Annotated in this window: 26 protein-coding genes and 1 tRNA gene; 18 read left to right on the forward strand and 9 right to left on the reverse strand. The window is 72.3% G+C overall.

Annotated elements, in window-relative coordinates; translation table 11 throughout:
* Positions 1 to 17: 17 nt before the first annotated feature.
* From ETP66_RS00370 to ETP66_RS00380, 3 genes are read left to right on the forward strand one after another with little or no spacing between them, the layout of a single operon-like run.
* Positions 18 to 590: a hypothetical protein gene (locus tag ETP66_RS00370; protein WP_130839539.1), complete on the forward strand. Its 573-nt coding sequence runs from the start codon at positions 18 to 20 to the stop codon at positions 588 to 590.
* 27 nt (positions 591 to 617) lie between these two features.
* Entirely contained in the window at positions 618 to 893 is a 276-nt protein-coding gene (locus tag ETP66_RS00375) for a hypothetical protein (protein ID WP_130839541.1), read from the forward strand.
* Complete coding sequence (locus ETP66_RS00380) at positions 890 to 1,327, forward strand: DUF420 domain-containing protein (RefSeq protein WP_130839543.1); 438 nt, start codon at positions 890 to 892, stop codon at positions 1,325 to 1,327. Before ETP66_RS00375 ends, ETP66_RS00380 begins: the two co-directional genes overlap by 4 nt.
* Here ETP66_RS00380 and ETP66_RS00385 read toward each other — a convergent pair.
* The 7 genes from ETP66_RS00385 to deoC are packed head-to-tail and all read right to left on the reverse strand — an operon-like array spanning position 1,305 to position 7,184.
* Positions 1,305 to 1,844, reverse strand: coding sequence for a septum site-determining protein MinC (locus ETP66_RS00385; protein ID WP_130839544.1), 540 nt, complete (start codon positions 1,842 to 1,844; stop codon positions 1,305 to 1,307). The two genes, ETP66_RS00380 and ETP66_RS00385, sit on opposite strands and share 23 nt — an antisense overlap.
* Positions 1,845 to 1,853: 9 nt before the next feature.
* Positions 1,854 to 3,605 (reverse strand): penicillin-binding transpeptidase domain-containing protein, encoded by a 1,752-nt coding sequence (locus ETP66_RS00390; RefSeq protein ID WP_130839546.1) that lies wholly within the window; start codon positions 3,603 to 3,605, stop codon positions 1,854 to 1,856.
* Positions 3,602 to 4,063, reverse strand: coding sequence for a rod shape-determining protein MreD (gene mreD, locus ETP66_RS00395; protein WP_130839548.1), 462 nt, complete (start codon positions 4,061 to 4,063; stop codon positions 3,602 to 3,604). The genes ETP66_RS00390 and mreD overlap by 4 nt, the downstream gene beginning before the upstream one ends.
* Positions 4,060 to 4,848, reverse strand: a complete 789-nt coding sequence (mreC, locus tag ETP66_RS00400) for a rod shape-determining protein MreC (protein ID WP_130839549.1) — start codon at positions 4,846 to 4,848, stop codon at positions 4,060 to 4,062. The genes mreD and mreC overlap by 4 nt, the downstream gene beginning before the upstream one ends.
* A complete protein-coding gene (locus ETP66_RS00405; RefSeq protein WP_130839551.1) occupies positions 4,845 to 5,414 on the reverse strand; it encodes a Maf family protein in 570 nt (189 codons plus the stop codon). Before ETP66_RS00405 ends, mreC begins: the two co-directional genes overlap by 4 nt.
* The gene (locus ETP66_RS00410; RefSeq protein ID WP_130839553.1) at positions 5,390 to 6,535 is read right to left on the reverse strand and encodes a phospholipase D-like domain-containing protein; all 1,146 of its coding nucleotides are present in this window, start codon (positions 6,533 to 6,535) and stop codon (positions 5,390 to 5,392) included. Before ETP66_RS00410 ends, ETP66_RS00405 begins: the two co-directional genes overlap by 25 nt.
* A complete protein-coding gene (gene deoC / locus ETP66_RS00415; RefSeq protein WP_130839555.1) occupies positions 6,525 to 7,184 on the reverse strand; it encodes a deoxyribose-phosphate aldolase in 660 nt (219 codons plus the stop codon). The genes ETP66_RS00410 and deoC overlap by 11 nt, the downstream gene beginning before the upstream one ends.
* A 73-nt stretch (positions 7,185 to 7,257) precedes the next feature.
* Between deoC and ychF the strand changes: the two genes are divergently transcribed.
* The 9 genes from ychF (at position 7,258) to ETP66_RS00460 (ending at position 15,465) form a co-directional block, all read left to right on the forward strand.
* The gene (ychF, locus tag ETP66_RS00420) at positions 7,258 to 8,364 is read left to right on the forward strand and encodes a redox-regulated ATPase YchF (protein WP_130839556.1); all 1,107 of its coding nucleotides are present in this window, start codon (positions 7,258 to 7,260) and stop codon (positions 8,362 to 8,364) included.
* 53 nt (positions 8,365 to 8,417) lie between these two features.
* Positions 8,418 to 8,491, forward strand: a tRNA-Gln gene (locus tag ETP66_RS00425).
* A 44-nt stretch (positions 8,492 to 8,535) separates the two neighbouring features.
* Complete coding sequence (locus tag ETP66_RS00430; protein WP_130839558.1) at positions 8,536 to 8,907, forward strand: response regulator; 372 nt, start codon at positions 8,536 to 8,538, stop codon at positions 8,905 to 8,907.
* A 10-nt stretch (positions 8,908 to 8,917) separates the two neighbouring features.
* A complete protein-coding gene (locus ETP66_RS00435; RefSeq protein WP_130839560.1) occupies positions 8,918 to 11,002 on the forward strand; it encodes a transglycosylase domain-containing protein in 2,085 nt (694 codons plus the stop codon).
* Between the two features lie 9 nt (positions 11,003 to 11,011).
* Positions 11,012 to 11,743 carry an RNA methyltransferase gene (locus ETP66_RS00440; RefSeq protein WP_130839562.1) on the forward strand — a complete coding sequence of 244 codons (732 nt, stop codon included), beginning with the start codon at positions 11,012 to 11,014 and terminating at the stop codon, positions 11,741 to 11,743.
* On the forward strand, positions 11,736 to 13,283 hold the full coding sequence (locus ETP66_RS00445; RefSeq protein ID WP_130839564.1) for a sensor histidine kinase: 1,548 nt from the start codon (positions 11,736 to 11,738) through the stop codon (positions 13,281 to 13,283). The genes ETP66_RS00440 and ETP66_RS00445 overlap by 8 nt, the downstream gene beginning before the upstream one ends.
* A 193-nt stretch (positions 13,284 to 13,476) precedes the next feature.
* A complete protein-coding gene (locus ETP66_RS00450; RefSeq protein ID WP_130839565.1) occupies positions 13,477 to 13,971 on the forward strand; it encodes a low molecular weight protein-tyrosine-phosphatase in 495 nt (164 codons plus the stop codon).
* Positions 13,934 to 14,722, forward strand: coding sequence for a fructosamine kinase family protein (locus ETP66_RS00455; RefSeq protein WP_130839567.1), 789 nt, complete (start codon positions 13,934 to 13,936; stop codon positions 14,720 to 14,722). Before ETP66_RS00450 ends, ETP66_RS00455 begins: the two co-directional genes overlap by 38 nt.
* Entirely contained in the window at positions 14,698 to 15,465 is a 768-nt protein-coding gene (locus ETP66_RS00460; protein WP_130839569.1) for a DUF4388 domain-containing protein, read from the forward strand. The genes ETP66_RS00455 and ETP66_RS00460 overlap by 25 nt, the downstream gene beginning before the upstream one ends.
* Before the next feature lie 64 nt (positions 15,466 to 15,529).
* Here ETP66_RS00460 and ETP66_RS00465 read toward each other — a convergent pair whose 3' ends face one another.
* Together ETP66_RS00465 and ETP66_RS00470 are read right to left on the reverse strand one after the other, a co-directional pair.
* A complete protein-coding gene (locus ETP66_RS00465; protein WP_130839571.1) occupies positions 15,530 to 16,390 on the reverse strand; it encodes a RodZ domain-containing protein in 861 nt (286 codons plus the stop codon).
* A 4-nt stretch (positions 16,391 to 16,394) separates the two neighbouring features.
* Positions 16,395 to 17,240, reverse strand: a complete 846-nt coding sequence (locus ETP66_RS00470) for a pseudouridine-5'-phosphate glycosidase (protein ID WP_130839572.1) — start codon at positions 17,238 to 17,240, stop codon at positions 16,395 to 16,397.
* A 97-nt stretch (positions 17,241 to 17,337) separates the two neighbouring features.
* On the opposite strand from ETP66_RS00470, the gene rimO reads away from it, so the two are divergent.
* The 6 genes from rimO (at position 17,338) to ETP66_RS00500 (ending at position 25,597) form a co-directional block, all read left to right on the forward strand.
* Positions 17,338 to 18,642, forward strand: a complete 1,305-nt coding sequence (gene rimO, locus ETP66_RS00475; protein ID WP_130839574.1) for a 30S ribosomal protein S12 methylthiotransferase RimO — start codon at positions 17,338 to 17,340, stop codon at positions 18,640 to 18,642.
* 8 nt (positions 18,643 to 18,650) lie between these two features.
* Positions 18,651 to 19,988: a Trk system potassium transporter TrkA gene (gene trkA / locus ETP66_RS00480; RefSeq protein WP_130839576.1), complete on the forward strand. Its 1,338-nt coding sequence runs from the start codon at positions 18,651 to 18,653 to the stop codon at positions 19,986 to 19,988.
* Complete coding sequence (locus ETP66_RS00485) at positions 19,960 to 21,426, forward strand: TrkH family potassium uptake protein (RefSeq protein ID WP_130839578.1); 1,467 nt, start codon at positions 19,960 to 19,962, stop codon at positions 21,424 to 21,426. Before trkA ends, ETP66_RS00485 begins: the two co-directional genes overlap by 29 nt.
* An 82-nt stretch (positions 21,427 to 21,508) precedes the next feature.
* On the forward strand, positions 21,509 to 23,938 hold the full coding sequence (gene glgP / locus ETP66_RS00490) for an alpha-glucan family phosphorylase (RefSeq protein WP_430731868.1): 2,430 nt from the start codon (positions 21,509 to 21,511) through the stop codon (positions 23,936 to 23,938).
* Positions 23,939 to 23,990: 52 nt separating this feature from the next.
* On the forward strand, positions 23,991 to 24,755 hold the full coding sequence (locus ETP66_RS00495) for an ABC transporter substrate-binding protein (protein ID WP_130839582.1): 765 nt from the start codon (positions 23,991 to 23,993) through the stop codon (positions 24,753 to 24,755).
* A gap of 53 nt (positions 24,756 to 24,808) precedes the next feature.
* Complete coding sequence (locus ETP66_RS00500) at positions 24,809 to 25,597, forward strand: amino acid ABC transporter permease (protein WP_130839584.1); 789 nt, start codon at positions 24,809 to 24,811, stop codon at positions 25,595 to 25,597.
* The last annotated feature ends 1 nt before the right edge of the window (position 25,598 follow it).

Here is a 25,598-nt window from a genome sequence, read left to right on the forward strand (position 1 = left end):
TGGTTAGACTGGAGGGGATGCGCTGGCGTCCCCTCCTTCTCCTTGCCCTTCTCTCCGCCTGCGCCCGGCCCGACACCGCCCCCCCGGAGATCGGCCTGGTGGAGCCCTTAGGAGGTGCGGTGGCCCCAGGGGGGGAGCTCGTGGTGCGGGGCTACGCCTTCGATCCCTCGGGGGTGCTGGGGGTGTGGGCCAACGGGCAACAGCTCCTCCCCGAGGGGGAGCGGGGGCGGCAGCTGGTCCAGTTCCGCTTCCGCCTCCAGGCCCCGGCCTCGGGCCGGGTGGAGCTCCTCTTGGAGGCCGAGGACGGGGTGGGCAACCGGGGGAGGAAGCGGGTGCCCCTGGTCCTGGACGCCGAGCCCCCCCGCATCCTGGTAGAGCGCCTGGAGCGGGAGGGGAACCTCTACCGGGTGTACGGGCGGGTGGAGGACAACGTCCTGGTGGACCGGGTGGTGGTCCAGGTGGGGAACCGCTTCACCCCCCTTTCCCTGCCCAAGGAGCCCACGGTGGCCTTCTTGGCCGAGGTCCCCGCGGGGGCGGTGATCATCGCCGTGGACGCCGCGGGCAACCGTGCCAGCCGCCGCATTCCCTAGGCCCGGCCGTGGTAGCCTCATAGGGGTATGCGGCCTTTGGGCGAGACCCTGCCCGAGTTGGCGCGGGCCCTGCGGGAGACCCCTTTGGAGGCGGGGCAGGCCTCGAGGCTCCAGGAGATCGCCAAGCGCCTGCACCGCCTGCCCCCGGGGAGGGAGCGGGACGGGCTTTTGGCGGTGGTCTACCTGCGCCTGCACCAGCTTTTGGGCAGGGAGGAGCACTACCTCAGGGGGTACAGCTACGCCCGCACGGCCCGTCTGGAGCCTGCGCGCCTTTGGGCCGAGCGCTTGGGGGAACGGGGATGAAGGAGCTTCTGGGACTTTTGGCGGTGGTGGCCATCCTGCTCTCGGGTCTGGCCTTGGTGGTGGGGTTGGTCTTCATCCGGCGGGGGGACCGGGTCTGGCACCCCCGGGCCATGCTGACGGCCACCGTCCTGGCCGCCCTCTTTTTGGTCTTCTACCTCACCAAGTGGGGCCTTTACGGCACCACCGCCTACGGGGGTCCGGAGGAGTGGCGAACCGCCTACTACCTCCTCCTCCTCACCCACACCGTTTTGGCCGCCCTCAACGGCCCTCTGGCCCTCTACGTGATCTGGCGGGCCTTCAGGGGGGAGTTCACCGCCCACCGGCGTTGGGCCCGGGTGCTGGTCCCCGTCTGGCTCTACGTGGCCCTGAGCGGTTGGGTGATCTACCTGGTCCTCCAGCGCCACGGGGTGGCTACGGGGACGATCGCCTTTTAGCCCAGGGCTCCACCACGATCCGTCCCTCCTCCACCCGGGCCAGCTCCGGTCCCCGGGCCTGGGCCCCCTCCGGGGCCTGGGCCAGGAGGCTTCCGATGCGCAGCTGCTTGGCGGAGAGCTCCAGGGCGAAGATGAAGCGCCCCTCGTCCCCCCCCGCCCCGGCGTGGGCCAGGCCCCGGAGCTTTCCCACCACGATCACGTCCCCCCCGGCCGCCACCTCGGCCCCGGGGTTCACGTCCCCCAGGACCACCACCGTGCCCGGGTGTTCCACCCGCTCCCCGGCCCGCAGGGTTTTGGCCGCCACTAGGGTGCCCGGGGTGGGGCGGCCCCGGGGGGGTACCAGGGTGAGGGGGCGGCCCAGCTCCAGGAGGGCCTGGAGGACCTCCTGGCCTACGGGGGCGGCCACTTCCACCTCCAGGGGCAGGCCCTCGGGCAGGCTCAGGCCGCGGATGGCCTCCGGGGTCTCCCCCCCGTCCAGGCGCAGGGCCAGGGCCTTGGCGCTGGCGCGAAGCCGCATGGGGGCATTTTACCGGGAGCGCCCTTCCTCGCTCCCTACCCGCCAGTAGGCCTCCATCACCTTGCGCACCGCGGGCAGGGCCACCCGGCTCCCCTCCCCCCCGTTCTCGAAGAAGGCCACCACCACCAGGGGGGGGTAGGGGGTGCCCGGCTCCGCGGGGCCGTAGCCCATGTACCAGGCGTGCTCCGTTCCCGGCCGCTTGCCCGGGGTTTCCGCGGTCCCCGTCTTCCCCCCGGTGGGCACGGGGAAGTTCCCCAACACGTGCCGGGCGGTGCCCTCGCGGACGGTGCGCCGCAGGCCTTCCTGGAGGACCGTCCAGTGCCGTCCCGGGACGGATTCCAGCCGGGGCCGGGTCTCCTGGTCCCCCACCCGCTTCACCAGGCGCAAGGTGGGCTTTTCCCCCCCGTTGGCGATGGTGGCCAGCATCCGGGCCACCTGGACCGGGGTCACCAGGATGGGGCCCTGGCCGATGGCCACCGAAAGGGTCTCCCCGGGGTACCAGGGCTCCCGGAGGGCCTCCTGCTTCCAGGCCCGGGTGGGCAGGAGGCCGATGCGCTCGGGGATCTCCAGGCCGCTGGGCTCCCCCAGGCCCAGGAGGCGGGCCCGCTGGGCCAGGCGGTCCACCACCCCCAGGGGATCCTGGGCCACCGCCTGGTAGTACCAGGTGTTGCAGCTCCAGGCGATGGCCTCCTGCACCCGCATGGGGCCCATGTCCCACCGGGCCCAGTTACGCCGGGTCTGGCCCCCGTAGACCAGGGCCGCCGGGCAGCGAAAGGCGGTGGTGGGCCCCACGTACCCTTCCTCCAGGAGGGCGTAGCTGCTGGCCAGCTTGAAGACCGACCCCGGGATGTAGGGCTGGACCGCCCGGTTCAGCAGGGGGAGGTCGGGGTCCTGGAGGAGGGCTTGCACCTCCCGGGGCACGGGGCGGCGGGCGAAGAGGCCGGGGTCGAAGGAGGGGGCGCTGGCCATGGCCAGAACCTCCCCCGTCCGGGGGTCCAGGGCCACGATGGCCCCCCGCACCCGCCTTAAGGGGGGCAGGCCGTTGCGCCTGCGGCCCTCGTTGATGTCGGCCAGGGCCTCCTCCAAGGCTCGTTCCGCCGCCCGCTGCAGCTCCAGGTCCAGGGTGAGGACCACGTCCTGTCCGGGGGTGGGCTCCTCCAGGACGGTTTCCCGCAGGCGCTCCCCGCGGACGTTCACCTCCACCGTCCGCACCCCCCGCCGGCCCCGCAGGTGGGGTTCCAGGGCGGCCTCGAGGCCCGCCTGGCCCGCCTGCTCCTCGGGGTGGTAGCCCTGGGCCACCTGCTGGGGGTTGGCCTGGAGGACGTACCCCAGGACGGGGCCGGAGAGGGGGTTGGGGTAGTGGCGCTCGATGCGCTCGGAAAGCCTCAGGTTGGTCTGTCCGGCGGTGAGCTCCGCCAGGGTGGGGAGGAGGTCCTCCGGCACCCCGGCCCGGAGTACCGTGGGCCCCTCCGCCGGGGGGAGGGCTTCCAGGCCCAGAAGGGGCAGGAGCCGCTCGGGGAAGGCCACCTCCCCCCCCTGGTAGACCAGGTCCACCACCAGGCGGTCCTCCGCGATCACCCGCCCCTTGCGGTCCAGGATCCGCCCCCGGGGGGCGGGGATGCCCTCGGCCTTCAGGTGGTTGCCCTGGCTGCGCAGGGCGTAGCGCTCGTGCTCCAGCACCTGGAGCTGGTAGGCCCTGAGGCCCAGAAGGCCCAAGGAGAGGAGGAGGAAGAGGAGGAGAGCGTAAAGGCGTCCGGTCATGGCTGGCTGGCGGGTCCGGCGAGCCGCGAGGCCAGGAGGAAGAGGGGCAGGGTGAGGAGCCCCTCGAGGAGGATGTCCCCCAGCAGCAAGGGGGGCAGGTCCAGGCGCAGCCAGTAGGCCACCAGGAAGTAGCCGGCCCACTTGGCAGCGAAGGCGGCTAGAAAGGCCAGGAGGACCCCTGGGGTTTCCCGGGCGGCCAGGCGCTCTCCTGCGGCGTAGAAGGCGTAGGCCCCGCTCAGGAGGCCCACCGCGTGCAGGCCCAAGAGGCCGAAGCCCAGGAGGTCCTGCAAAAGCCCCAGGAGGAAGGCCATGGGGAGGCCCAGGTAGTAGGGCCGCCCGTGGGCGTACCAAAGGGCGAGGACCAGGAAGAGGTCGGGGGCCATGAGCCCCTGGGGCCACAGGGCCCCCAGGAGCCCGGCCAGGAAGAGGGTGAGGAGGAGGGCCAAGGGCGCCTTCATAGGGGCCTTAGGACGATCACCTCCTCCAGGAGGGAGAGCTCCACCAAAGGCCGCACCCAGGCCCTTTGCTTGAGCCCCCCCTGCACCCTCTCCACCCGCTCCACCCGGCCCACGGGGATGCCGTCGGGGAAAAGGCCGAGGGGGGCCCCGGTGAGGAGGAGGTCGCCGGGCTCCACCCGGACCGTGGGGGGGAACTCCGCCACCAGCCGGTCCGGGGGGGCCCCCCGGGCGACCCCCCGGCCTGGCCCCCCCTCGGGGCGCACCCCCACCTGGCTCTCCGGGTCCAGGAGGGTGCGCACCAGGGCTTGCCGCTCCCCCACTTCCACCACGAGCCCCACCAGGCCCTGGGGGGCGGTGACGGGCATGCCGGGCCGCAGCCCGTCCCGCTCCCCCAAGCCCAGGAGGAGGCGGCGGTAGAGGCCGGAGAGGTCCTCCCCCACCACCGGGGCCACCGCCACCACCCCGGGAGCCTGGAGCTGGCGCACCTCCAGGACCCGGGAGAGGCGCTCCACCTCCAGGGTCAGCCGGCGGTTCTCCCCCTCCAGGAGGGCCACCCGTTCCCGCAGGGCGCGGTTTTCCGCAAGGAGGTCCCGCCGGTCCAAAAGGGCCCCCATCCCGGCCCGCAGGTTCTGCCCCAGGCGGTGGCCCAGGGCGGGGAGGGGGGCGGTGAGGGGGGAGAGGTTCAGGGCCAGGCCCGGGGCCAGGGGCCGGGTGAGGGCGGCCAGGGCCAGCCCCAGGAAGAGGAGGAGGAGGAAGAGCCCCCGTCGCAAGGCCCTCTCGCTCACGGCCGGAACCCCCTTTCCCAAAGCAGGGCGAACACCCGGGCCACGGGCAGGCCCACCACCGTGTAAAAGTCCCCCTCCACCCCTGCCAAGAGGGCCATCCCCAGGCCCTGGGCTCCGTAGCCCCCCGCCTTGTCCAGGCCCTCCCCGCTGTCCACGTACCAGGCGATCTCCTCCTGGGAAAGGCTGCGGAAGCGGACCCGGGCGGTGTGCACCTCCACCACCGCCTCCCCGGGGGTGCGCAGGTAGAAGGCGGTGTGCACCCGGTGGGCCCGGCCGGAGAGGAGCTGGAGGAAGATGCGGTTTTCCTCCCTGTCCCTGGGCTTCCCCAGGACCTGGCCGTCCAGGTCCACCACCGTGTCCGCGGCCAGAACCCATTCGCCGGGCACGCTCTCCCCCTTGGCCTGGGCGAGCTCCCGGGCCAGCTCCCTGGGGGGTAGGCCCAGGCCCTCCTCCGCCACCTTAGGGGGGACCACCCGCAAGGGGTAGCCCAGGGCCTCCAGGAGGGCCCTGCGCCGGGGGCTCCCCGAGGCCAGGGTGAGGACTAAAGGGGGCGTCCCTCCTCCCACAGCCGCAGCACCTCCTCCCGGTAACGGGCCGCCAGCTTGGGGCTCCAGAAGACCAGGAGGTTTTCGTTGTTTGTCTGCCACGCGCGCAGGGAGAAGTTGTAGCTTCCGGTAATCACCCAGGCGCCGTCCACCACCATCACCTTATGGTGCATGGTATAGGGGTTGCCGTCCTGGCGCACCTCCACCCCCAGGGCCAGGAGGTCCTGGTGGCGGCTGTCCCGCAGGTTGCGGGTCTCCAGGAGCACCCGCACCCGCACCCCCCGCTCCCGGGCTGCCCCCAGGGCCCGCACCACCTCCCGGTCGCTTAGGACGAAGGCGGCCACCAGGACCTCCTCCCGGGCCTCCCGCAGCCTTTCCAAGATGGCCTGCCGCGTGGCCTCCCCTCCCCGGGGGCTGAAGTAGGCCATTCCCTGGGCCTCCGGTTCGGCCAGGCGGAAGGGGACGGGCTGCCCCAGGCCCTCCTTCTCCCCCCGGAAGAGGGCCTCGAACTCCCGGCGGAAGCCCTCGGCCAGGGTGGGGGAGAGGAGGAGGAGGCTGTTTTCGTGGTTGCGGGCGAAGGCGTTCCCGCTCAGGTTGGCGCTCCCCGTCCAGACCGCCTTTCCGTCCGCCACCAGGAACTTGTGGTGCATGAACCCCTCCCGCTCGTCGAAGCAGACGGGGATGCGGGCGACCTCCTCGCAGTCGAAGGAGAGGGGCCGGATCTGGTCCCGGAGGGCCGCCTGGGGCACCCGGGGCGTTTCCCCCCGCTGGCCCAGGAGGGCCCCCACCAGGTAGCGGCGGAAGTCCTGGCGGAAGTCGCTCTCCCCGTAAAGCCGCACCCTTACCCCCTTTTCTTGGGCCCGCAGGAGGGCCCGGGCCACCTCCAGGTCGCGGAACTCGTAGAAGGCCCCCTCCAGGCTGGCCTCCGCCCCCTCCACCAGGGCCACCAGGCGGGCCCGGGCGGCCTCCCCCTCCTGGGGCATGAAGTAGACTTCCGCCTCCCCGGCCGCGGGTTCCGGCTCGGGAAGCGGGGGACCGGGGCGCAGCTCCTGGTAGGCCCAAAGGAGGAGAAGGACGAGGAGGACCAGGTAGCCCGGGAGCCCGCCTAGGGTGGCCTGGCGCCTCCGCCTCCTAGTACCCATGCCCCTCCTCGCCCGCCACCAGGGCCACCCCGCTGGAGGTGCCGAGCCGGCTGGCCCCCGCCTGCAAAAGCCTCAGGGCGGTCTTGCGGTCGCGGATCCCCCCCGCCGCCTTCACCCTTGCCCGGCCCCGGGCTACCCGCACCAGGAGCTCCACGTCCTCCACCGTGGCCCCCCGGGGGCCGAAGCCGGTGGAGGTCTTGAGGAAGTCGGCCCCGCCCCCTATGGCGGCCTCGGCCAGGGCCGCCAGCTCCTCGGGGGCGAAGTGGCCGGTCTCCAGGATGGCTTTGAGGACGGCCCTCGGCGCCGCCCGGCGCACGGCCCGCACCTCCGCCTCCACATAGGCGAAATCCCCCGCCCGGGCCCGGCCCAGGTGGACCACCAGGTCCACCTCGTCCGCCCCCCGGGCGCAGGCCAGGGCGGCCTCGAGGGCCTTCACCTCCTTATCCCCATACCCCAGGGGGAAGCCCACCACCGTCACCAGGCGGAAAGGGGCGTGGGGGTAGCGTTCCCGCACCAGGTCCACGTAGGAGGGGGGGATGCAGAGGCCGAAGAAGCCGTGCGCCAGCGCCTCCTCCGCCGCTTTCAAGACCTCTTCCGGGGTGGCGGTGGGCTTGAGGAGGGTGTGGTCGATGTGGGCGGCCAGGTCCATACCCCGCCATCATACGCAACGAGCGTGATAGGATGGGTAGAGGCCCCAAAGCGGGGCCTTTTTTGAGGTCGAGATGCTGGGAGTAGGCATTGTCGGTCTGCCCAACGTGGGCAAATCCACCCTCTTCAACGCCCTCACCCGGGCGAACGCCCTCGCGGCCAACTACCCCTTCGCCACCATCGACAAGAACGTGGGGGTGGTGCCCCTTAGGGACGAGAGGCTTTACGCCCTGCAGCGGGTTTTCGCCAAGGGGGAGCGGGTGCCCCCCGTGGTCCCCACCCACGTGGAGTTCGTGGACATCGCCGGCCTGGTGCGAGGGGCCCACCGGGGGGAGGGCCTGGGCAACCAGTTCCTGGCCCACATCCGGGAGGTGGCGGCCATCGCCCACGTCCTCCGCTGCTTCCCCGACCCCCAGGTGGTGCACGTGATGGGCCGGGTGGACCCCCTGGAGGATGCGGAGGTGGTGGAGACCGAGCTCCTCCTGGCGGACCTCGCCGCCTTGGAAAGGCGCCTGGAGCGCCTCCGCAAGGAGGCCCGGGCGGGCCGGGAGCTTCTCCCCCTCCTGGAGGCGGCGGAGGCCCTCCAGGCCCACCTGCAAGGGGGCAGGCCCGCCCGCGCTTTCCCCCCTTCGGAGGAGGTCCGCCGCTTCCTCAGGGAAGTCCCCCTCCTCACCGCCAAGCCCGTGATCTACGTGGCCAACGTGGCCGAGGCGGACCTGCCCGAGGGGGAGGGGAACCCCCACGTCCAGGCGGTGCGGGAGAAGGCCCGGGCCGAGGGGGCGGAGGTGGTGGTGGTTTCCGCCCGGCTGGAGGCGGAGCTGGCCGAGCTTCCCCCGGAGGAGGCGGGGGAGCTCTTGGCCGCCTACGGCCTCGAGGAGAGCGGTCTGCAACGCCTGGCCCGGGCCGGCTACCGGGCCTTGGGCCTCCAGACCTTCTTCACCGCCGGGGAGAAGGAGGTCCGGGCCTGGACCGTGCGCCGGGGGGCCAGGGCCCCCGAGGCCGCGGGGGAGATCCACTCCGACATGGAGCGGGGCTTCATCCGCGCCGAGGTCATCCCCTGGGAAAAGCTGGTGGAGGCCGGGGGGTGGGCCAGGGCCAGGGAGCGGGGCTGGGTGCGCCTGGAGGGCAAGGAGTACGAGGTGCAGGACGGGGACGTGCTCCACATCCTCTTCAGCGTCTGAGGCCGGAGGGTTTGACGCCGAGGCGCCCTTGCCCTACAATCCCCCTTGGACGCTGGGGCGTCGTCTAATGGCAGGACAGCGGACTTTGGATCCGCCGGTCGTGGTTCGAGTCCACGCGCCCCAGCCATCCCTTTTCACATCCCTTTCGCATCCCTTCGGTAGGATGGCCCCGTGGCGGCGGATTATCCGGGTTTGCTCCTATTAAGCCGCAACGAGGCGCTCAGGGCCTACATAGACCTGGTGCTCTCGGAAAGGGGCCTGCCCCTCCGCTACTTTGACTCCGCCCGGGAAGGCCTCTTCTGGCTCCTGGACCACACCCCCCGCTACATCCTGCTGGACGAGGAGCTGGACGTGGACCCTTTCGCCGCCGCCGCCCGCATCAAGCACGTGAAGCGCCTCAAGGCGATCCCTCTGGCCGTGTTGATCGCCCCTTCGGAAAAGCTCCGCACCACGGCGGAGGTGGTGCGGGTGGTGCCCCTGGAAAAGCCCCTCACCCGGGAGAAGCTCTTCCGCTTCCTGGGGATGGGTGGGGAACTTGGGTAAACTGGTGGGCGTGCGGGCCCTGCGTCTGGCCCTTCTCCTCCTGGCCGGCCTCCTGGCCGGGGCGGGGCTGGCTTTGGGCTACCTGGCCTACGCCCACACCCGCGACCTCCCCGACCTCTCCCAGCTGGACCGGCTCCGCCTCACCGCCACCTCCACCCTCTACGCCCGGGACGGTACCCCCCTGGCCCAGATCGCCAGCGTGGAGGAGGGGCGGGCCATCCGCCGCGGCCTGGTGCGCCTCGGGGAGGTTTCCCCGGCGGCGGTGGCCGCCCTGGTCTTCTCCGAGGACCGCCGCTTCTTCGGGCACTACGGGGTGGACCTCGTGCGGCTCTTTGGTGCCCTCTACGCCATCCTGCGGGGGGATCTCCAGGGGGGGAGCACCATCACCACCCAGGTCCTGAAGAACACCCTCCTCCGCGACCTGGCCCAGGACCGCTCCCTGGAGCGCAAGTTCAAGGAGTGGGTCCTGGCCCTGGAGGTGGAGCGGCGCTACACCAAGGCGGAGATCCTGGAGATGTACCTGAACGTGGTCCCCTGGGGGGGCAACGCCGTGGGGATCAAGGGGGCAGCGGAGGCTTACTTCGGCAAGGACCCCGCGGCCCTCACCTTGGCCGAGGGCCTCTACCTGGCCTCCCTGGTGCCCGCTCCCAACGCCCGTTACGCCGACCTCAAGGGGGTGCGGGGGCGGATGCGCTTCCTCCTGGACCAGATGGTGGCCGAGGGCTGGGTGAGCCCCGAGGCGGCGGAGGCCGCCTGGCGGGAGCCCATCGCCCCTAGGGGGTGGCGGGTCCGTTACGACGAGGAGGGGAACCTCCTGGAGGCCGAGCTGGTGGACCCCGAGGCCCGGATCCTGCGGCAGCTGGACTACCGCATGGCCCCCCACTTCGTTCTGGAGGTGCGCCGCTTTCTGGAGGCCCGCTTCGGCCGGGAGAAGGTCTACGGCCAGGGGGGGCTGCGGGTCTACACCACCCTGGACCCCGCCATGCAGCGGGCGGCGGAGGCCGCGGCCCGGAACGCGCGGCTGCCCGACGGGGCGGAGCTGGCCCTGGTGGGCCTGGACCCCGAGACCGGGGAGGTCCTGGCCCTGGTGGGGGGGGTGCGCCGGGAGGGGGACGAGTACAACCGGGCCACCCGGGCCCTCCGGAACCCGGGGAGCGCGGTGAAGCCCTTGGTCTACGCCACCGCCTTCGAGGCGGGCTGGACCCAGGCCACCCCCGTGCCCGATCGCCCCCTGGAGTTTCCCGACCCCAGCCAGCCCGGGGGGATCTGGCGGCCCCGGAACTTCTCCGGTACCTTCCTGAACCGGGAGGTCACCCTGCGCCAGGCCCACAACCTCTCCCTCAACCTGCCCGCGGTGTACACCGCCCAGGCGGTGGGGGTGGAGCGGGTGGCGGAGAAGCTGGCCCAGGCGGGGTTCGCCGTGCGCTACCCCACCCTGGCCATCGCCATCGGGGGGGCCTCCGTCACCCCGGTGGATCTGGCGGCGGCCTACGCCGCCTTCGCCAACGGGGGCTACCGGGTGACCCCCCTCTTCGTCAAGCGGGTGGAGGACGCCCAGGGCCGGGTCCTCTTCGAGGCCCGGCCCGAGCGGCGCCGCCTCTTCGACCCCCTGGCCGCCTACCAGGGCTGGGACCTCCTGAAGGGCTTTGTCTACGACCTGGGGGAGCGGGGCCTGGGCCACCGGGCCCGGGTGCCCGGCCGGGTGGTGGGGGGGAAGACGGGGACCACCAACGAGGCCCGCGACCTCTGGTTTGCCGGGGTCACCCGGGGGCTTTCCGCGGTGGTCTGGGTGGGGCGGGACGACAACCAGCCCCTCCGGATGGGGGGGAGGGAGCCCTCGAGCTCCGTGGTCAACCCCCCCATCTGGCGGGACTTCGTGACCGAGGCCCTGCGGGGCCGCCCCGGGGGGGATTTCCCCCCACCGCCGGGCCTGGTGCGGGTGCGGGTGGACCTGGCCTCCGGCCTCCCCGCGGAAGGAGGGGTGGAGGTCCTGGTCCCCGAGGGCCGGGTGCCCCAGGCCCCCTCCCCTCCGGCCCAGGGGCCGGAGGGGCTTCTGGGGGAGGGAGGGCTTGTCCCGGAGCCCCCCATCCCTTAAGGAGGTGCCATGCCCAGGCCCCCGCGGGTGGTGCTGGTGGAGCCCCAGGAACCCATGAACGTGGGGGCGGTGGCCCGGGCCATGCGCAACTTCGGCCTGGAGGAGCTCTACCTGGTGAACCCCTCCCCCCGGGTGGGCCCCCCTTGGGCCCGGGAAGCCTACTGGCTGGCGGTGCACGCGGCGGAGGTGCTGGACCGGGCGGTGGCGGTGGCCAGCCTGGAGAAGGCCCTGGCGGGAGTGCAGCTGGTAGTGGCCACCACCGGGAGGCCCCGGGAGCTCTACCCGGCCCCCCTGGTGCCCGTGTGGGAGGTTCCGGGGCACGTGCGCTCCGTAAAGGGCCAGGCAGCCTTGGTCTTCGGCCGGGAGACCTTCGGCCTCACCAACCAGGAGCTGGACCTGGCCCACCTCATCGCCCACATCCCCACCGCCCCCGAGCAGCCCTCCCTCAACCTGGCCCAGGCGGTGGTGGTCTTCGCCTACGAGCTCTACCGGGCGGGCCTCCCGAACGCGGCCCCGGGCGGGGGGGAGGAGCTGGCCGAGATGGGGGCCCTGGAGGGGTTCTTTGCGGATCTGGAGCGGTATGTGGCCGAGATCGGCTTTGCCGACCCCCACCGCCTCCCTTACGCCATGCGCCGCCTGCGGCGGATCTTCCACAAGGCCCGCCTCTCCCCGGGAGAGGTGCAGCTCCTGCGGGGCCTCCTGCACCAAAGCCGTTACGCCATGGGGAGAAGGGATGGCTAGCCACAGCCTCTACCGCCTGGTGCGCCTGGCCCAAGGCCTCCTGCCCCCCCTGATCGCCGGGGTGGTGGTGCTCTTCGAGCTGGCCCTCCTCCCCTACCGCCAGGTGGACGGCCTCCTCTGGCTCCGCCTGGGGTTTTACGGCCTGGTGGGCCCCCTGGTCACCTACGCCGTCCTGGAGTGGATCGCCCAGGAGGTGCTGGAGAAGGCCCGGGCAGAGAAGGCCCTGGAGGAGGCCAACCGCCGCCTCCTGGCCGCGGGCCGGGTCTTCCGGGAGGCCCTGGAGAGCGAAAACCTGGAGGAGGCGGTCCACCGCATCGCCCAGGCCCTGCGGGAGACCCTGGGCTACCCCGTGGCCCTGGAGACCGAGGGGGTGCACGCGGGGGAGGCCTGCGAGGGGGTCCGGGTGGAGCTTCCGGGGCTCAGGGGGTACCTGGAGGCCTGTTCCCCGGAGCCGGAGCGGGTGTTCCTGGAGGTCCTGGCCCACGAGGTGGCGGGGGCGTTGCAGTCGGTGGTGGCCCGAAGCCGCGACCTCCTCACCCTCTTCGAGGTGGACCAGGCCCTGAAGGCCGAGGCCAACCTGGACCGGCTTTTGGAGGGGCTGGTGGAGCGGATCCGCGCCTGGGCCGAGGCCGAGGGGGCCGGCGTGCTCCTTCTGGACGAGGAGGGGTTTTTGGTGCCCCGGGTGGTGCGGGGGCTTCCCCTGCCCCCCCATCCCTTCCTGCCCGAGGGGGCCTGGAGGGGAGCCCTCGAGGGCCCGGTTTTCGCGGCCGAGGGGACCCTGGCCCTGCCCCTCAAGGCCCGGGAGACGGTGGGGGTCTTGGTCCTCCGGGGCAAAAACCTCTCTCGGCGCATCCCCTTTCTCTCCTTCCTGGCCTCGCAGGTGGCCCTGGCGGTGCGGAACGCCCAGGCCTACCTCCGGGCCGAGGAGCTCGCCATCAACGAGGAGCGCACCCGCATCGCCCGGGAAATCCACGACGGCATCGCCCAGAGCCTGGCCTTCATGGCCCTGAAGCTGGACCTGGCGGAGAGGCTTTTGGCCAAGGACCAAGAGGCCGCCCTCAGGGCCCTCGCCGAGGTGAAGGAGACCCTTAGGGGGCAGATCCGCGAGGTGCGGCGGAGCATCTTCGCCCTGAGGCCCATCGACCTGGAGCGCTACGGCTTTTTGGAGTCCGTGCGCCGCTACGCCCAGGCCTTTGCGGAGCAGGCGGGTTTCCGCGTCCAGCTTTCCCTCCCCGAGGGGGTAGGGCTTTCCCAGGCCAGCGAGCTGGTGCTCTTTCGCGTCCTGCAGGAGGCCCTCACCAACGCCGCCAAGCACGCCCGGCCCAGCCGGGTGGAGGTGGTCTTGGAGCCTTTGGGGGAGCGGGGGGCGCGGCTTAGGGTGCGGGACAACGGCCGGGGCTTCCAAAACCCCGAGGCCCAGGGCCTGGGGGGCTTCGGCCTCACCCAGATGCGGGAGCGGGTGGAGGCCCGGGGCGGGCGCTTCTGGGTGCGCTCCGAGCCGGGCAAGGGCACGGAGGTGGTGGCGGAGGTGCCCTACTGATCCCCCCCACGCGGACCTGGCCCGCGTGGGGACCCCGGCGAAAGCCTGCACCCAGCCCCCGCCGAGGGAAGGCTTTGGCCCGTGACACCGCCCCGGTTCGCGCCGGGGCCCCATGGCAAGGAGGGGCCTGGCCCCGGGGGGCGGGGGAAAGGGTTCAGCCCCGGCGGGCAGGAGGGCCTATCATGGGTGGAGGATGGACCGAAAGGTGCGGGTGCTCTTCGTCTGCCTGGGCAACATCTGCCGCAGCCCCCTGGCCGAGGGGGCCTTCCGCAAGCTCCTCCGGGAGCGAGGCCTCCAGGGCCGCTTCGAGGTGGACTCCGCGGGCACCGGGGCCTGGCACCGGGGGGAGGCCATGGACCCCCGGGCCCGGAAGGTGCTGGAGGAGGAGGGGGCCTACTTCCCCCACGTGGCCCGGCAGATCACCCGGGAGGACGCCCTCCGCTACGACCACATCCTGGCCATGGACCGGGAGAACCTGAGGGAGGTGCTCCGGCGCTTCCCCGAGGCCCGGGGCAAGGTCCGGCTCCTCCTGGACTACCTGGGCGGAGGGGAGGTGCCTGACCCCTACTACGGGGACCTGCAGGACTGCCGCGAAGCCTACTGGACGGTGGAGGCCGCCTGCCGGGCATTTTTGGCGCACCTGGAGGGGGATGGGGCCCGGGGAGCTCCTCCGGCAGGCGAGGCTTGAGGCCAAAGGCCCTGCCCAGCCCCTCCACGGGGGGGGGATCGCCCGGGTGTACCGGGTGGGGCCCTACGCGGTGAAGCTGGCCGAGGGGGCGCCTCCCGGCCTCTTCCCCGCCGAGGCCAAGGGCCTCGCCGCCCTGGCGGCTAGGGGGGTGCGGGTGCCCCGGGTCTTCCACGTCGGGGAGGAGGGTCTGGTGCTGGAGTACCTGCCGGAGGGCCCCACGGACTGGGAAGCCCTGGCGGGGATGCTGGCCCAGCTGCACCGCAGGCGGGAGGCCCGCTACTGGGCGGAGCCGGGTTTCCTGGGCACCTTCCCCTTGCCGGGCCGGGAAGGGGGGGACTGGACGGAGTTCTTCTTCCTGCGGTGCGTGGAGCCCCTCCTCGAGGCCACCTGGGGGCGCCTAGGGGGGCTCGGACCCCGGGTGGAGGCCCTCTACCGGAGGCCTCTTCCCGCCGAGGGCCCGGCCCCCCTCCACGGGGACCTCTGGCACGGCAACCTGCGCTTCGCTCCCGAAGGTCCCGCCCTCCTAGACCCCTCCTTCTTCGTGGGGGAGCGGGGGGTGGACCTGGCCATGATGCGCCTCTTCGGGGGGTTCCCCCAGGCCTTCTGGCGGGCCTACCGGGCGCTTTACCCCTTGCCGGAGGAGGTGGAAAGGGCCCTGCCCCGCTACGGGGTCTACTACCTCCTGGCCCACGTGCACTTCTTCGGGGAGGGGTACCTCGGTCCTCTATGGAAGGCGATTTCCGACTCCTAGGCCCCATCGACCTCCTGCAGCTCCTCGCCCAGGGGGGGAGGACGGGGGTCTTCCAGGTGGAGGCCGGGGGGGAGCGGGGGGAGGTCTATCTGGAACGGGGGAAGCCCGTCCACGCCGCCTTTCGGGGGCGGGTGGGGGAGGAGGCCCTCCTCGCGGTTTTGGCCCTGAAGGAAGGGCGGTTCCGCTTCCTGCCCGCCGTGAGGCCCCCGGTGGGCTCCCTGGAAGGGCCCCTGGAGGCCTACCTGCTTCGGGCGGTGCGCCATCTGGACGAGGGGGCGGAGGTGGGGCCCTTCGACCTGGTGCGGCCGGCCCCCAGGGCCCAGGCCCTGCGGGCCACCCTTGACCCGGCGGAGGGGGCCCTCCTCCTGGCCCTGGGCCCTGGGAAAAGCCCCCTGGACCTGGCCGCGGAGGGCCCCCTCCCCCTGGGGGAGGTCCTCCGGCGCCTGGGGCACCTGGCCCGCCTGCGCCTGGTGGAGGTCGCGCCCCGGGTGCCCCGCACCGCCCGGCTCCAGGTGGCCCTGGGGCACAAGGGGGCCCAGGTGGAGGCCCTGCTCCTGAGGGCTTGGCAGGGGCACTACGGCCCTTTCCGCCAGGTGCGGGTCAGGGGTCAGGGCCCGGGGGAGGTGGCCTTGGCGGTGGAGGGGATAGAGGGGCTGGGGGTGGCCCTTCGGCTCTCCCCGGAACTTCTCCTCTTCCACGGCCTCCGGGTGGGGGAGGAGGTCTGGGTGTGGCCGGAGGTCTGAAGACTACCCCCCGCGGACCCAGCCCGCACGGGCCAGGGGTCAGGGGTACCGGGGTAAGGGGGCCCTAGGGGGCCTCGAAGCGGCGGGTGAGGGGGATGCCCGGCTGGCCGAAGGGCCCCAGGTCCTCCCCCCCCAGGAAGACCCGGACCGCCCCTGGGTTCCCCGCCCGCACCTCCACCGGCAGGTCGAAGCGGAGTTCGCTCCCCACCTCGGGGATGCCCTCGTAAAGCCGCCTCTCCCCCTGCATCACCCTCAACCAGCTCCGGCCCTCCAGGCGCAGGACCAGCTGGGCTGGGGGGGGTGCCTCCCGGGTCCCTTCCGCGCCGGGCCTGGGGGTGAGGCGGTAGCTCAGGGCCAGGTCCCGGTCCAGAACCACCTCTCCCTCCAGGGGAGCGTAGCCGGGGAGCTCCAGGCGGACCACCCGCCTCCCCCCTTCCAGGGGAGGGGAGGCCAGGGGCGTCTGGCCCAGGTAGAAACCGTCCAGGTAGACCCGGGCCCCGGGGGGTTCGCTTTCCACCCGCAGGGCGTGGCGGGGAGGGGGTTCGGGGGGGGGTTCCGGGGGTAGGCTCACCACCTGGGCGGGCTCCGGCCGGAGGAGGAGGTAGGCCCCGTACCCCAGGAGGAGGGGAAGGGCCAGGAGGAGCCAGGGCCAGACGGGCCGCCTCGGGGGAGGTGGGGGCGGGAAGGGGCCGTCCGGGCGCCGCTCGGGGTAGAGGGCCAGGAGGGGCTCGGGGTCCAGGCCCAGGAGGAGGGCGTAGCGGCGCAGGTACCCTCGGGCCAGGGCGGGTTCGGGCAGCTCCTGGAAGCGGCACCCCTCCAGGGCCTCGAGGACCTTAGCCCTGAGGGCCAGCCGCTGGGCAGCCTGCTTCAGGCTCAGCCCCTTCGCCTCCCGCGCCTGGCGGAGCCTTTCCCCCAGCTCGCACACAAGCCTATTCTAGTCCCGCCAGGGCCAGGGCCACCCGGGCCGCCAGCCGGGCGTTCTCCAGGAGGAGCCGCCCGTTCACCCGGTCCGTCTCCCCGCCCGAAAGCTCGGAAAGCCGCCGGAGGAGGTAGGGGGTGAGGGCTTGGCCCAACACCCCTTCCCGGGCCGCCCGGTGGTTGGCCTCCGCCACCCAGGCGGCCACCCGCTCGTAGGGCAGGCCCTGGGAGACGGGGTTTGCCAGGAGGACCGCTCCCAGGCCCAGCTCCCGGGCCTGGCGGTAGACCCGGGCGGCCTCCAGGGGGGTTTCCACCCGGGCAGGGACGGGGAAGGGGGAGTCCGGGGAGAAGAAGGCGGGCAGGCGGTCGGTGCGGTAACCCACCACGCTCACCCCCAGGGTCTCCAGCCGCTCCAGGGTGGCCCTGAGGTCCAGGATGGCCTTGGGCCCCGCGCAGACCACCAGGATGGGGGTGCGGGAGAGGGCCAGGAGGTCGGCGCTCTCGTCGAAGGGCTCGGGGTGTACCCCCCCGATCCCCCCGGTGGCGAAGACCGGGATCCCGTGGCGGTGGGCCAGGTGCACCGTGGCCGCCACCGTGGTGCCCGCGCTCCTGCCCTGGGCCAGCAGGGCGGGCAGGTTCCAGAGGCTGGCCTTCTCCGCCCCGCCCCGGGCCAGGGCCTCCCGCTCCTCGGGGGAAAGCCCCAGGCGCACCTCTCCCCGTATGAGGGCGATGGTCTTGGGCAGGGCCCCCTCGGCCCGGACCGCCTCTTCCAGGGCCTCCAGGGTCCTGAGGTTCAGGGGGTAGGGCAGGCCGTGGGTGAGGAGGGCCGACTCCAGGGCCACCGCGGGCTCCGGCATGGGGCCAGGATACCACGGCCCGCGGGCGGGCCTTTGCCCTGGGCGCGGCAAGGGGTATACTCGTTTTCCGTCGGGGCCCTTAGGCCCCAGGAGGTGTATGCCCAAGATCGGCTTCGTGAGCCTGGGCTGCCCCAAGGCCCTGGTGGACTCGGAACAGATCCTCTCCCGGCTCAAGGCCTTAGGCTACGAGACGAGCCCCACCTACCAGGAGGCGGAGCTCGTGGTGGTGAACACCTGCGGTTTCATCACCCCCGCGGTGGAGGAGAGCCTGGAGGCCATCGGGGAGGCTTTGCGGGAAAACGGCCGGGTGGTGGTCACGGGCTGCCTGGGGGCCCGGCCCGAGGCCATCCGCGAGCGCTACCCCCAGGTGCTGGAGGTCACGGGGCCGGGGGAGGTGGAGCGGGTGCTGGAGGCGGTGCAGGCGGCCCTGCCTGCGCCCCGGGACCCCTTTTTGGACCTGGTCCCCCCACAGGTCCGGCTTACCCCCCGGCACTACGCCTATCTGAAGCTCTCCGAGGGCTGTGACCACCGCTGCAGCTTCTGCATCATCCCCAGGCTCCGGGGGCCCTTGCGCTCCCGGGACGCGGGGGAGGTGCTGGCGGAGGCGGCGCGGCTGGTGGCCACGGGCACCCGGGAGCTTCTCCTCATCGCCCAGGACCTCTCCGCCTACGGGGTGGACCTGCGCCACCGGGAGAGCTTCTGGGGGGACCGGCTGGTCAAGGCGGAGCTCAAGGACCTCCTCCGCCACATGGCGGAGCTTGGGGCCTGGATCCGCCTCCACTACGTCTACCCCTACCCCCACGTGGGAGAGCTCCTCCCCCTCATGGCCGAGGGGAAGGTCCTCCCCTACCTGGACGTGCCCCTGCAGCACGCCTCGGAGAGGATCCTCCGCCTGATGCGCCGGCCTGGGGGGTACGAGAGCCACCTCAAGACCCTCCAGGCCTGGCGGGAGGTGGTCCCCGACCTCGCCTTGCGCTCCACCTTCATCGTGGGCTTTCCCGGGGAGACGGAGGAGGACTTCCAGCTCCTCCTGGACTTCCTGGAGGCGGCAGAGCTGGACCGGGTGGGGGTCTTCCCCTACTCCCCCGTGGAGGGCGCCGCGGCCAACGCCCTTCCCGATCCTGTGCCCGAGGAGGTGAAGGAGGAACGGCGCACCCGGCTCCTGGAGCACCAGGCGCGCATCAGCCTGCGGAAGAACCAGCGCTTCGTGGGCCGGACCCTCGAGGTCCTGGTGGACGAGCTTCCCGAGCCCGGCCTGGCCGTGGGCCGGAGCTACCGGGACTCCCCGGGGATCGACGGGGTGGTCTACGTGGAGACGGACGGCACCGTGCGGGTGGGGGAGCGGGTGTGGGCGCGCATCGCCCGGGCCGAGACCTACGACCTCCACGGGGTCCAGGTTTAGGGGGCGGTATGTACATCGTCATCGCCGGGGGCGGGGAGGTGGGCGGGGAGCTGGCCCGCACCCTGGAGAAGGCCCACGAGGTGGTGGTCATCGACCGCAACCCCCAGGCCAAGGAGCGCTTTGCCCAGCTGGACGTGAAGGCGGTGGTGGGGGGGGCCACGGACCCGGACACCCTGCGGGAGGCGGGGGTGGACCGGGCGGACCTCTTCATCGCCAGCACCGATTCCGACGAGGTCAACCTCCTGGCCTCCCTCCTGGCCAAGGGCCTGGGGGCCAAGGAGGCCCTGTGTTTTGTGGGCAAGGGGGGGTACGTGGAGGTCCTCACCGACCCCCGCACCGCGGAGATCCTGGGCACCCGCATCGACAAGGTGCTCTGGCCGCAAAGGGCCATGGCCCGGGAGATCGTGGAGGTGATCCTGGTTCCGGGGGCGGTGGACACCGAGGTGCTGGCCGGGGGCCGCCTGCGCTTCGTGGAGTACCGGGTGCAGGCCGGGGGGCCCTACGACCACCGCCTTTTCGCCGCCGAGGCCTGGCCGGAGGGGGTGCTGGTGGTGGGGGTGGTGCGGGACGGGGCCTTCCAGAGCTTCGCCCACCCCGACTTCCCCGAGCTCGTGCTGGAGCCGGGGGACAAGCTCCTCTTCGTCACCACCCTCCGCGCCTTCCCCGAGCTGGAGGCCTGCTTCGCCACCCGACGGGGGGTGCGGCGGGTGATGGTCCTTGGCGGGGGGAACGTGGGCTTCATGGTGGCCCGGGAGCTCCTCTCCCGGAGGCTGGAGGTGGTGGTCATCGAGCCTAACCGGGAGCGCTGCGAGTGGCTTTCCCAGGAGCTTCCCGGGGCCCTGGTCATCCAGGGGGACGGCACGGACCTGGAGCTCCTGGAGGCCGAAGGGATCCGGGAAGCGGACGCGGTGGTGGCGGTCACCGACAACGACGAGAAGAACCTCCTGGCCTCCCTCCTCGCCAAGCAGCTTGGGGTCAGCAAGGTGATCACCCGGGTCTCCCGCTCGGAGACCCGCCGCCTCTTCGAGCAGGTGGGGATCGACCTGCCCCTCACCCCCCGCCAGGCGGCGGTGCGGGCGGTTCTGGACTGGTTGGGCCCCGAAAACGTGGAGCACGTCTCCACCATGGAGGAGAACATCGAGCTCTTGGAGGTGGAGCTTCCCGAGGGGTTCCGCCCCAGGCCCCTCAAGGCCCTGGCCGGTCCCGAGGTGGCCCCCGTGGCCCTGGAGCGGGACCACCGGGTGATGCTCTACCGGGAGGACCTGGAGGCCCTGCCCGGGGACCGGCTCTTCCTGGTGGCGGCCCGGGAGGTGGCGGATGCGGCCGTGGCCCAGATCGTGGGCTAAGCTGCGGCCCACCCTATACCTCCTGGGCCTGGCCTTCCAGGTCTTGGGCCTGTTGCAGGCGGCCTTCGGCCTCCTGGCCTGGGCCTTTGGGGAAAACCCCCGGGGGTTCGCCCTGGGGGCCTTGGCGGGGGTGGCCTTGGGCTGGCTCCTGGGGCGCCTGGGCGGGCCCGAAGGGCGGCCGGGGCGGGCAGAGGTCTTCCTCAGCGTGGCCCTCCTCTGGCTTACCCTGCCTCTCCTGGGGGCTTTGCCCTTCTGGCTTTCCGGAGGGCTTTTCCCCCTGGACGCCCTCTTTGAGAGCTTCTCCGGGTACACCGCCACGGGGGCCACGGTGCTGGAGGACTTCGCCGCCTTCGGCCCCGTGCTCTTCATCTACCGGGCCTTCATCCAGTGGCTCGGGGGGGTGGGCATCGTGGTGGCCTTCCTGGCGGTCTTTCCCCAGCTGGGCTTTGCCGGCCGCCAGGCCTTCGCCGCCGAGGTCACCGGGGTGGAGAAGGAAACCCTCACCCCCAGGGTGCGCCAGACCGCCCGCCTGGTGCTCCGCGCCTACCTCCTCCTCACCACCCTGGCCTTCCTCCTCTACTGGGCCGCGGGGATGCCCCCCTACGAGGCCCTGGCCCACGCCCTCACCACCGCCTCGGCCGCGGGCTTCAGCCCCCGGGAGGAGAGCTTTGCCGCCTACTCCCCCGCGGTGCAGTGGGCGGCCACGATCCTGATGCTGGCTGCCGGGGCCAACTTCTTCCTCCTTTACCGCGGCCTTCTGGCCCGGGAGCCCCTGGCCCTCCTCAAGGACCTGGAGTTCCGCGCCTACCTGGGGGTGTTCGCCGCGGTGGGCCTGGGGGTGGCCGGGCTTCTCCTCCTCCACGGGGTCTACGCCCCCCTGGAGGCCCTGCGCCACGCCCTTTTCCAGACCGCTTCCCTCCTCACCACCACCGGCTACGCCTCCGCCGACTACGCCGCCTGGCCCGTGGCCGCCCAGGTGCTCCTGGTCCTCCTCTTCTTCGTGGGGGGGAGCGCGGGCTCGGCCGCGGGGGGGATCAAGGTGGTGCGCTGGCTCATCCTCTTCGCCTTCCTCCGGCGGGAGATGGTGCGCACCCTCCATCCCCAGGCGGTGGTCCCCGTGCGCCTGGGGGCCAGGGTGCTTTCCGACGAGGTGCTGCGCCAGGTCTCCCTCTTCATCTTCCTCTATACCCTGGCCTTCGCCTTCGGGGCGGTGGCCGTGGGGGTCTTGGAGGGGGACTTCGTGGTGGCCTTCAGCGCCAGCGCCCAGGCCATCGGCAACATCGGCCCCGGCCTGGGGGCGGTGGGGCCCATGGCCTCCTACGCCGACCTTCACCCCCTCTCCAAGCTGGTCCTCATCCTGCAGATGTGGGCCGGGCGCATCGAGCTCCTCCCCGTGGTCCTCCTCTTCAGCCCGGAGCTGTGGCGGCGGCTCCGCTAAACCTTGGGGTTTGGGACAACCGGCTTCTGTCGAGGAGAAGGTATAATCCCCTCTCGTGAAGACGCTAGGGCACCTGACCGCCATGCCCCTCTTGCCCGAGCCCCTTAAAGGGCTCCGGGAGCTGGCCTACAACCTCTGGTGGAGCTGGAACCCGGAGGCGGCCGAGCTTTTCCACGAGGTAGACCCCTCGCTCTGGAAGCGCTTCCGGGGCAACCCGGTGAAGCTCCTCCTGGAGGCCGACCCGGCCCGCCTCGAGGCCCTGGCCGCCACCAGCTACCCTGCGCGGGTGGGGGCGGTGGTGGAGGCCCTGCGGGCCTACCTCAAGGCCCGCGCGGAGAAGAAGGGCCCCCTTACCGCCTACTTCTCCGCGGAGTACGGTTTTCACAGCTCCCTGCCCATCTACGCCGGGGGGCTTGGGGTGCTGGCCGGGGACCACGTCAAGGCCGCCAGCGACCTGGGCCTCAACCTGGTGGGGGTGGGCCTCCTCTACCACGAGGGCTACTTCCACCAGCGCCTCTCCCCCGAGGGGGCGCAGGTGGAGGTCTACGAGACCCTCCACCCCGAGGAGCTCCCCCTCCTGCCCGTGGGGGACCGGGAGGGGCGCCCCTTGCGGGTGGGGGTGGAGTTCCCCGGGCGCACGGTCTGGCTTTCCGCCTACCGGGTGCAGGTGGGGGCGGTGCCCGTCTTTCTCCTCAGCGCCAACCTGCCGGAGAACGCCCCCGAGGACCGGGCTCTCACCGCCCGGCTCTACCCTTCGGAACCGGAGGCGCGCCTGAGCCAGGAGCTGCTGCTGGGCCTGGGCGGGGTGCGGCTGCTGCGGGCCCTGGGGCTTGCGCCCCAGGTCTTCCACATGAACGAGGGCCACTCCGCCTTCCTGGGCCTGGAGCGGGTGCGGGAGCTGGTGGCCGAGGGCCACCCCTTCCCCGTGGCCCTGGAGCTGGCCCGCTCCGGGGCCCTCTTCACCACCCACACCCCGGTGCCCGCGGGACACGACGTCTTCCCCCTGGACCTGGTGGAGCGGTATTTGGGTGGGTTTTGGGAGAAGATGGGCACCGACCGGGAGGGGTTTTTGGCCCTGGGGCTGGAGGAGAAGCCCTGGGGCCAGGTCTTCTCCATGTCCAACCTGGCCCTCAGGACCAGCGCCCAGGCGGGGGGTGTGTCCCGGCTCCACGGGGAGGTCTCCCGGGAGATGTTCCGCCACCTCTGGCCAGGTTTCCTGAAGGAGGAGGTCCCCCTGGGCCACGTGACCAACGGGGTGCACACCTGGACCTTCCTCCACCCCAGGCTTCGCCGCCACTACGCCGAGGTCTTCGGCCCCGAGTGGCTCAAGCGCCCCGAGGACCCCGCCACCTGGAGGGTGGAGGGCCTGGGGGAGGAGTTCTGGCGTATCCACAAGGACCTCCGGGCGGAGCTGGTGCGGGAGGCCCGCTCCCGGCTTTACGAGCAGCGCCGCAGGAACGGGGAAAGCCCAAGCCGCCTGCGGGAGGCAGAGCGGGCCCTGGACCCGGAAGCCCTCACCATCGGCTTTGCCCGCCGCTTTGCCACCTACAAGCGGGCCGTCCTCCTCTTTCAGGACCCCGAGCGCCTGCTTCGGCTCCTGCGGGGTCCCTACCCCCTCCAGTTCGTCTTCGCGGGGAAGGCCCACCCCAAGGACGAGCCGGGCAAGGCCTACCTGCGGGAGCTCTTCGCCAGGATCCGGGAGTACGGCCTGGAGGACCGCATGGTGGTCCTGGAGGACTACGACATGTACCTGGCCCGCCTCCTGGTCCAGGGCTCCGACCTCTGGCTCAACACCCCCCGCCGGCCCATGGAGGCCTCGGGAACGAGCGGCATGAAGGCCGCCCTGAACGGGGCCCTGAACCTCAGCGTCCTGGACGGCTGGTGGGCCGAGGCCTATAGCGGCAAAAACGGCTTTGCCATCGGGGACGCCCGGGTCTACGAAAGCGAGGAGGCCCAGGACGCGGCCGACGCCCAGGCCCTTTACGACCTCCTGGAGTCGGAGGTCCTTCCCCTCTTCTACGCCAAGGGCCCGGAGGGCTACTCCTCGGGCTGGCTCTCCATGGTGCACGAGAGCCTGCGCACCGTGGGCCCCCTGTTCAGCGCTGCCCGCATGGTGGGGGAGTACGCGGTCCTCTACAGCAAGGGGGCGGCCTGGGCCCAGAAGGCCCAGGCCGAGGCGGCCCTCCTCCGGGCCTTCCTCGAGGCCCTGCCCGCCTTCCACGCCCTGGGCCTGCGGGTGGAGGTCCCCGGGGACCTCACCCTGAACGGGGAGCCCCTGGTGGCCCGGGCCTGGCTGGAGGGGGAGGTGCCCGAGGCCCTCCGCCCCTTCCTGGAGGTGCAGCTGGTGGTGCGCCGCAGCACCGGGGACCTGGAACGGGTGCCCCTGGAGGCCAAGGAGGGGGGCTACGAGGTGCGCTACCGGCCCTCCCGTCCCGGAAGCTACGCCTACGGGGTTCGCCTCGCCCTGCGCCACCCCCTGACCGGCCAGGTGGGGTGGGTGCGCTGGGCTTGAAGCCCGGACGGCCAGGGGTATAATCGGCCCGTACGCGAGAGGAGGTTGGGCTATGCGCAAAGCCATCCTGATCCTGGCCGCTCTGGCGCTTTCCCTTTCCCTGGCCCAGGTGCGTCCCTTGGACCAGATCCGGCGCTCCGGGGAGATCCGCATCGGCACCGAAGGGGAGTTTCCCCCCTTCAACTTCTTCGACGAAAGGGGCCAGCTTGCGGGGTTTGAGATCGATCTGGGCAACGCCCTGGCCGCCAGGCTGAACCTGAGGCCCCAGTGGGTGGCCCAGCCCTTCGACACCCTCCTCATCCAGCTGGGCCAGGGCCGCTTCGACTTCGTGATCGCCTCCCACGGCATCACCGAGGAGCGGGCCCGGGCGGTGGACTTCACCAACCCCCATTACTGCACCGGGGGGGTGATCGTGAGCCGCCGGGGTGGTCCCCGCACCGCCCGCGACCTGCAGGGCCGGGTGGTGGGGGTGCAGCTCGGCACCACCTACATGGAGGCCGCCCAGAGGATCCCCGGGGTGCGGCAGGTGCGCACCTACCCCCGGGATCCCGATGCCCTGCAAGACCTCCTGGCCGGCCGCCTGGACGCCTGGATCACGGACCGCTTCGTGGCCAAGGAGGCCATCCGGGAGCGGCGGCTGGAGAACACCCTCCAGCTTGGGGAGCTGGTCTTCCAGGAGCGGGTGGCCATGGCGGTGGCCAAGGGGAACCGCACCGTCTTGGAAGCCCTCAACCGGGCCCTGGCGGACCTCATGCGGGACGGCACCTACGCCCAGCTGAGCCAGAGGTGGTTTGGGGAGGACGTGCGCTGCCGGTAGCCTCCCCCTAGGCCCGGGGTGGGCGGCGGCCCCCGGGCCCTCCTCGTGGGACGATGCCCCTCTGGCTTCGCCTTCCCCTCATCCTGGCCCTCCTCCTTGCGGGCTACCTGGCCCTCTTCGCCCTTTTGGGCTGGGCCTTGGAGCGCTACTTCCTCCTCACGGGCTTCGGCCCCGAGCGGGCGGCCTCCGCCGGCCGGGCCATGGCCCTGGGGGCGGAGATCACCCTCAAGCTCACCCTCCTCTCCGGCATGGCGGGGCTCTTCATCGGGGTCCTGGCGGGGATAGCCCGGACCTCGAGGCGGGCTTGGGTGCGGCTTCCCGCCAGCTTCTACATCTGGGTCACCCGGGGCACGCCCCTTCTGGTGCAGATCCTCTTCGCCTACAACGCCCTGCCCCTCCTCCTGAGCCCCTTGTGGCCCTCGGCCCAGCAGGCCCTCACCCCCTACTGGGCGGCCTTCATCGCCCTCGCCTTCAACGTGGGGGCCTACAACGCCGAGGTGGTCCGGGCCGGCATCCAGGCCATCCCCAAGGGGCAGTGGGAGGCGGCCTGGTCCTTGGGCCTTTCCCCGGGGAGCACCATGCGCTTCGTGATCCTGCCCCAGGCCCTGCGCATCGTGGTGCCTCCTTTGGTCAACAACCTGGTGGCCCTCCTCAAGGACTCCTCCTTGGCCAGCGTCATCGCTCTCACGGAGCTGGCCCTCTCGGGGCAGCGGGTGATCTCCGCCACCTTCCGCCCGGTGGAGGTCTACCTGGCGGTGGCCGCCATCTACCTTCTCCTCACCACCCTCCTGACCCTCTTCACCAACCTTTTGGAGCGCCGCCTACAGGGGGCGGGGCGGTAGG

Origin of the sequence: Thermus thermamylovorans, from assembly GCF_004307015.1 — a bacterium.
Taxonomy (GTDB): Bacteria; Deinococcota; Deinococci; order Deinococcales; family Thermaceae; genus Thermus; species Thermus thermamylovorans.

Coding starts and splice junctions, on each gene's coding strand:
- ETP66_RS00370 (WP_130839539.1), top strand. CDS start 18: ATGCGCTGGCGTCCCCTCCTTCTCCTTGCCCTTCTCTCCGCCTGCGCC.
- ETP66_RS00375 (WP_130839541.1), top strand. CDS start 618: ATGCGGCCTTTGGGCGAGACCCTGCCCGAGTTGGCGCGGGCCCTGCGG.
- ETP66_RS00380 (WP_130839543.1), top strand. CDS start 890: ATGAAGGAGCTTCTGGGACTTTTGGCGGTGGTGGCCATCCTGCTCTCG.
- ETP66_RS00385 (WP_130839544.1), bottom strand. CDS start 1,844: ATGCGGCTTCGCGCCAGCGCCAAGGCCCTGGCCCTGCGCCTGGACGGG.
- ETP66_RS00390 (WP_130839546.1), bottom strand. CDS start 3,605: ATGACCGGACGCCTTTACGCTCTCCTCCTCTTCCTCCTCCTCTCCTTG.
- mreD (WP_130839548.1), bottom strand. CDS start 4,063: ATGAAGGCGCCCTTGGCCCTCCTCCTCACCCTCTTCCTGGCCGGGCTC.
- ETP66_RS00410 (WP_130839553.1), bottom strand. CDS start 6,535: ATGGGTACTAGGAGGCGGAGGCGCCAGGCCACCCTAGGCGGGCTCCCG.
- deoC (WP_130839555.1), bottom strand. CDS start 7,184: ATGGACCTGGCCGCCCACATCGACCACACCCTCCTCAAGCCCACCGCC.
- ychF (WP_130839556.1), top strand. CDS start 7,258: ATGCTGGGAGTAGGCATTGTCGGTCTGCCCAACGTGGGCAAATCCACC.
- ETP66_RS00440 (WP_130839562.1), top strand. CDS start 11,012: ATGCCCAGGCCCCCGCGGGTGGTGCTGGTGGAGCCCCAGGAACCCATG.
- ETP66_RS00445 (WP_130839564.1), top strand. CDS start 11,736: ATGGCTAGCCACAGCCTCTACCGCCTGGTGCGCCTGGCCCAAGGCCTC.
- ETP66_RS00450 (WP_130839565.1), top strand. CDS start 13,477: ATGGACCGAAAGGTGCGGGTGCTCTTCGTCTGCCTGGGCAACATCTGC.
- ETP66_RS00455 (WP_130839567.1), top strand. CDS start 13,934: ATGGGGCCCGGGGAGCTCCTCCGGCAGGCGAGGCTTGAGGCCAAAGGC.
- ETP66_RS00460 (WP_130839569.1), top strand. CDS start 14,698: ATGGAAGGCGATTTCCGACTCCTAGGCCCCATCGACCTCCTGCAGCTC.
- ETP66_RS00470 (WP_130839572.1), bottom strand. CDS start 17,240: ATGCCGGAGCCCGCGGTGGCCCTGGAGTCGGCCCTCCTCACCCACGGC.
- rimO (WP_130839574.1), top strand. CDS start 17,338: ATGCCCAAGATCGGCTTCGTGAGCCTGGGCTGCCCCAAGGCCCTGGTG.
- trkA (WP_130839576.1), top strand. CDS start 18,651: ATGTACATCGTCATCGCCGGGGGCGGGGAGGTGGGCGGGGAGCTGGCC.
- ETP66_RS00485 (WP_130839578.1), top strand. CDS start 19,960: ATGCGGCCGTGGCCCAGATCGTGGGCTAAGCTGCGGCCCACCCTATAC.
- glgP (WP_430731868.1), top strand. CDS start 21,509: ATGCCCCTCTTGCCCGAGCCCCTTAAAGGGCTCCGGGAGCTGGCCTAC.
- ETP66_RS00495 (WP_130839582.1), top strand. CDS start 23,991: ATGCGCAAAGCCATCCTGATCCTGGCCGCTCTGGCGCTTTCCCTTTCC.
- ETP66_RS00500 (WP_130839584.1), top strand. CDS start 24,809: ATGCCCCTCTGGCTTCGCCTTCCCCTCATCCTGGCCCTCCTCCTTGCG.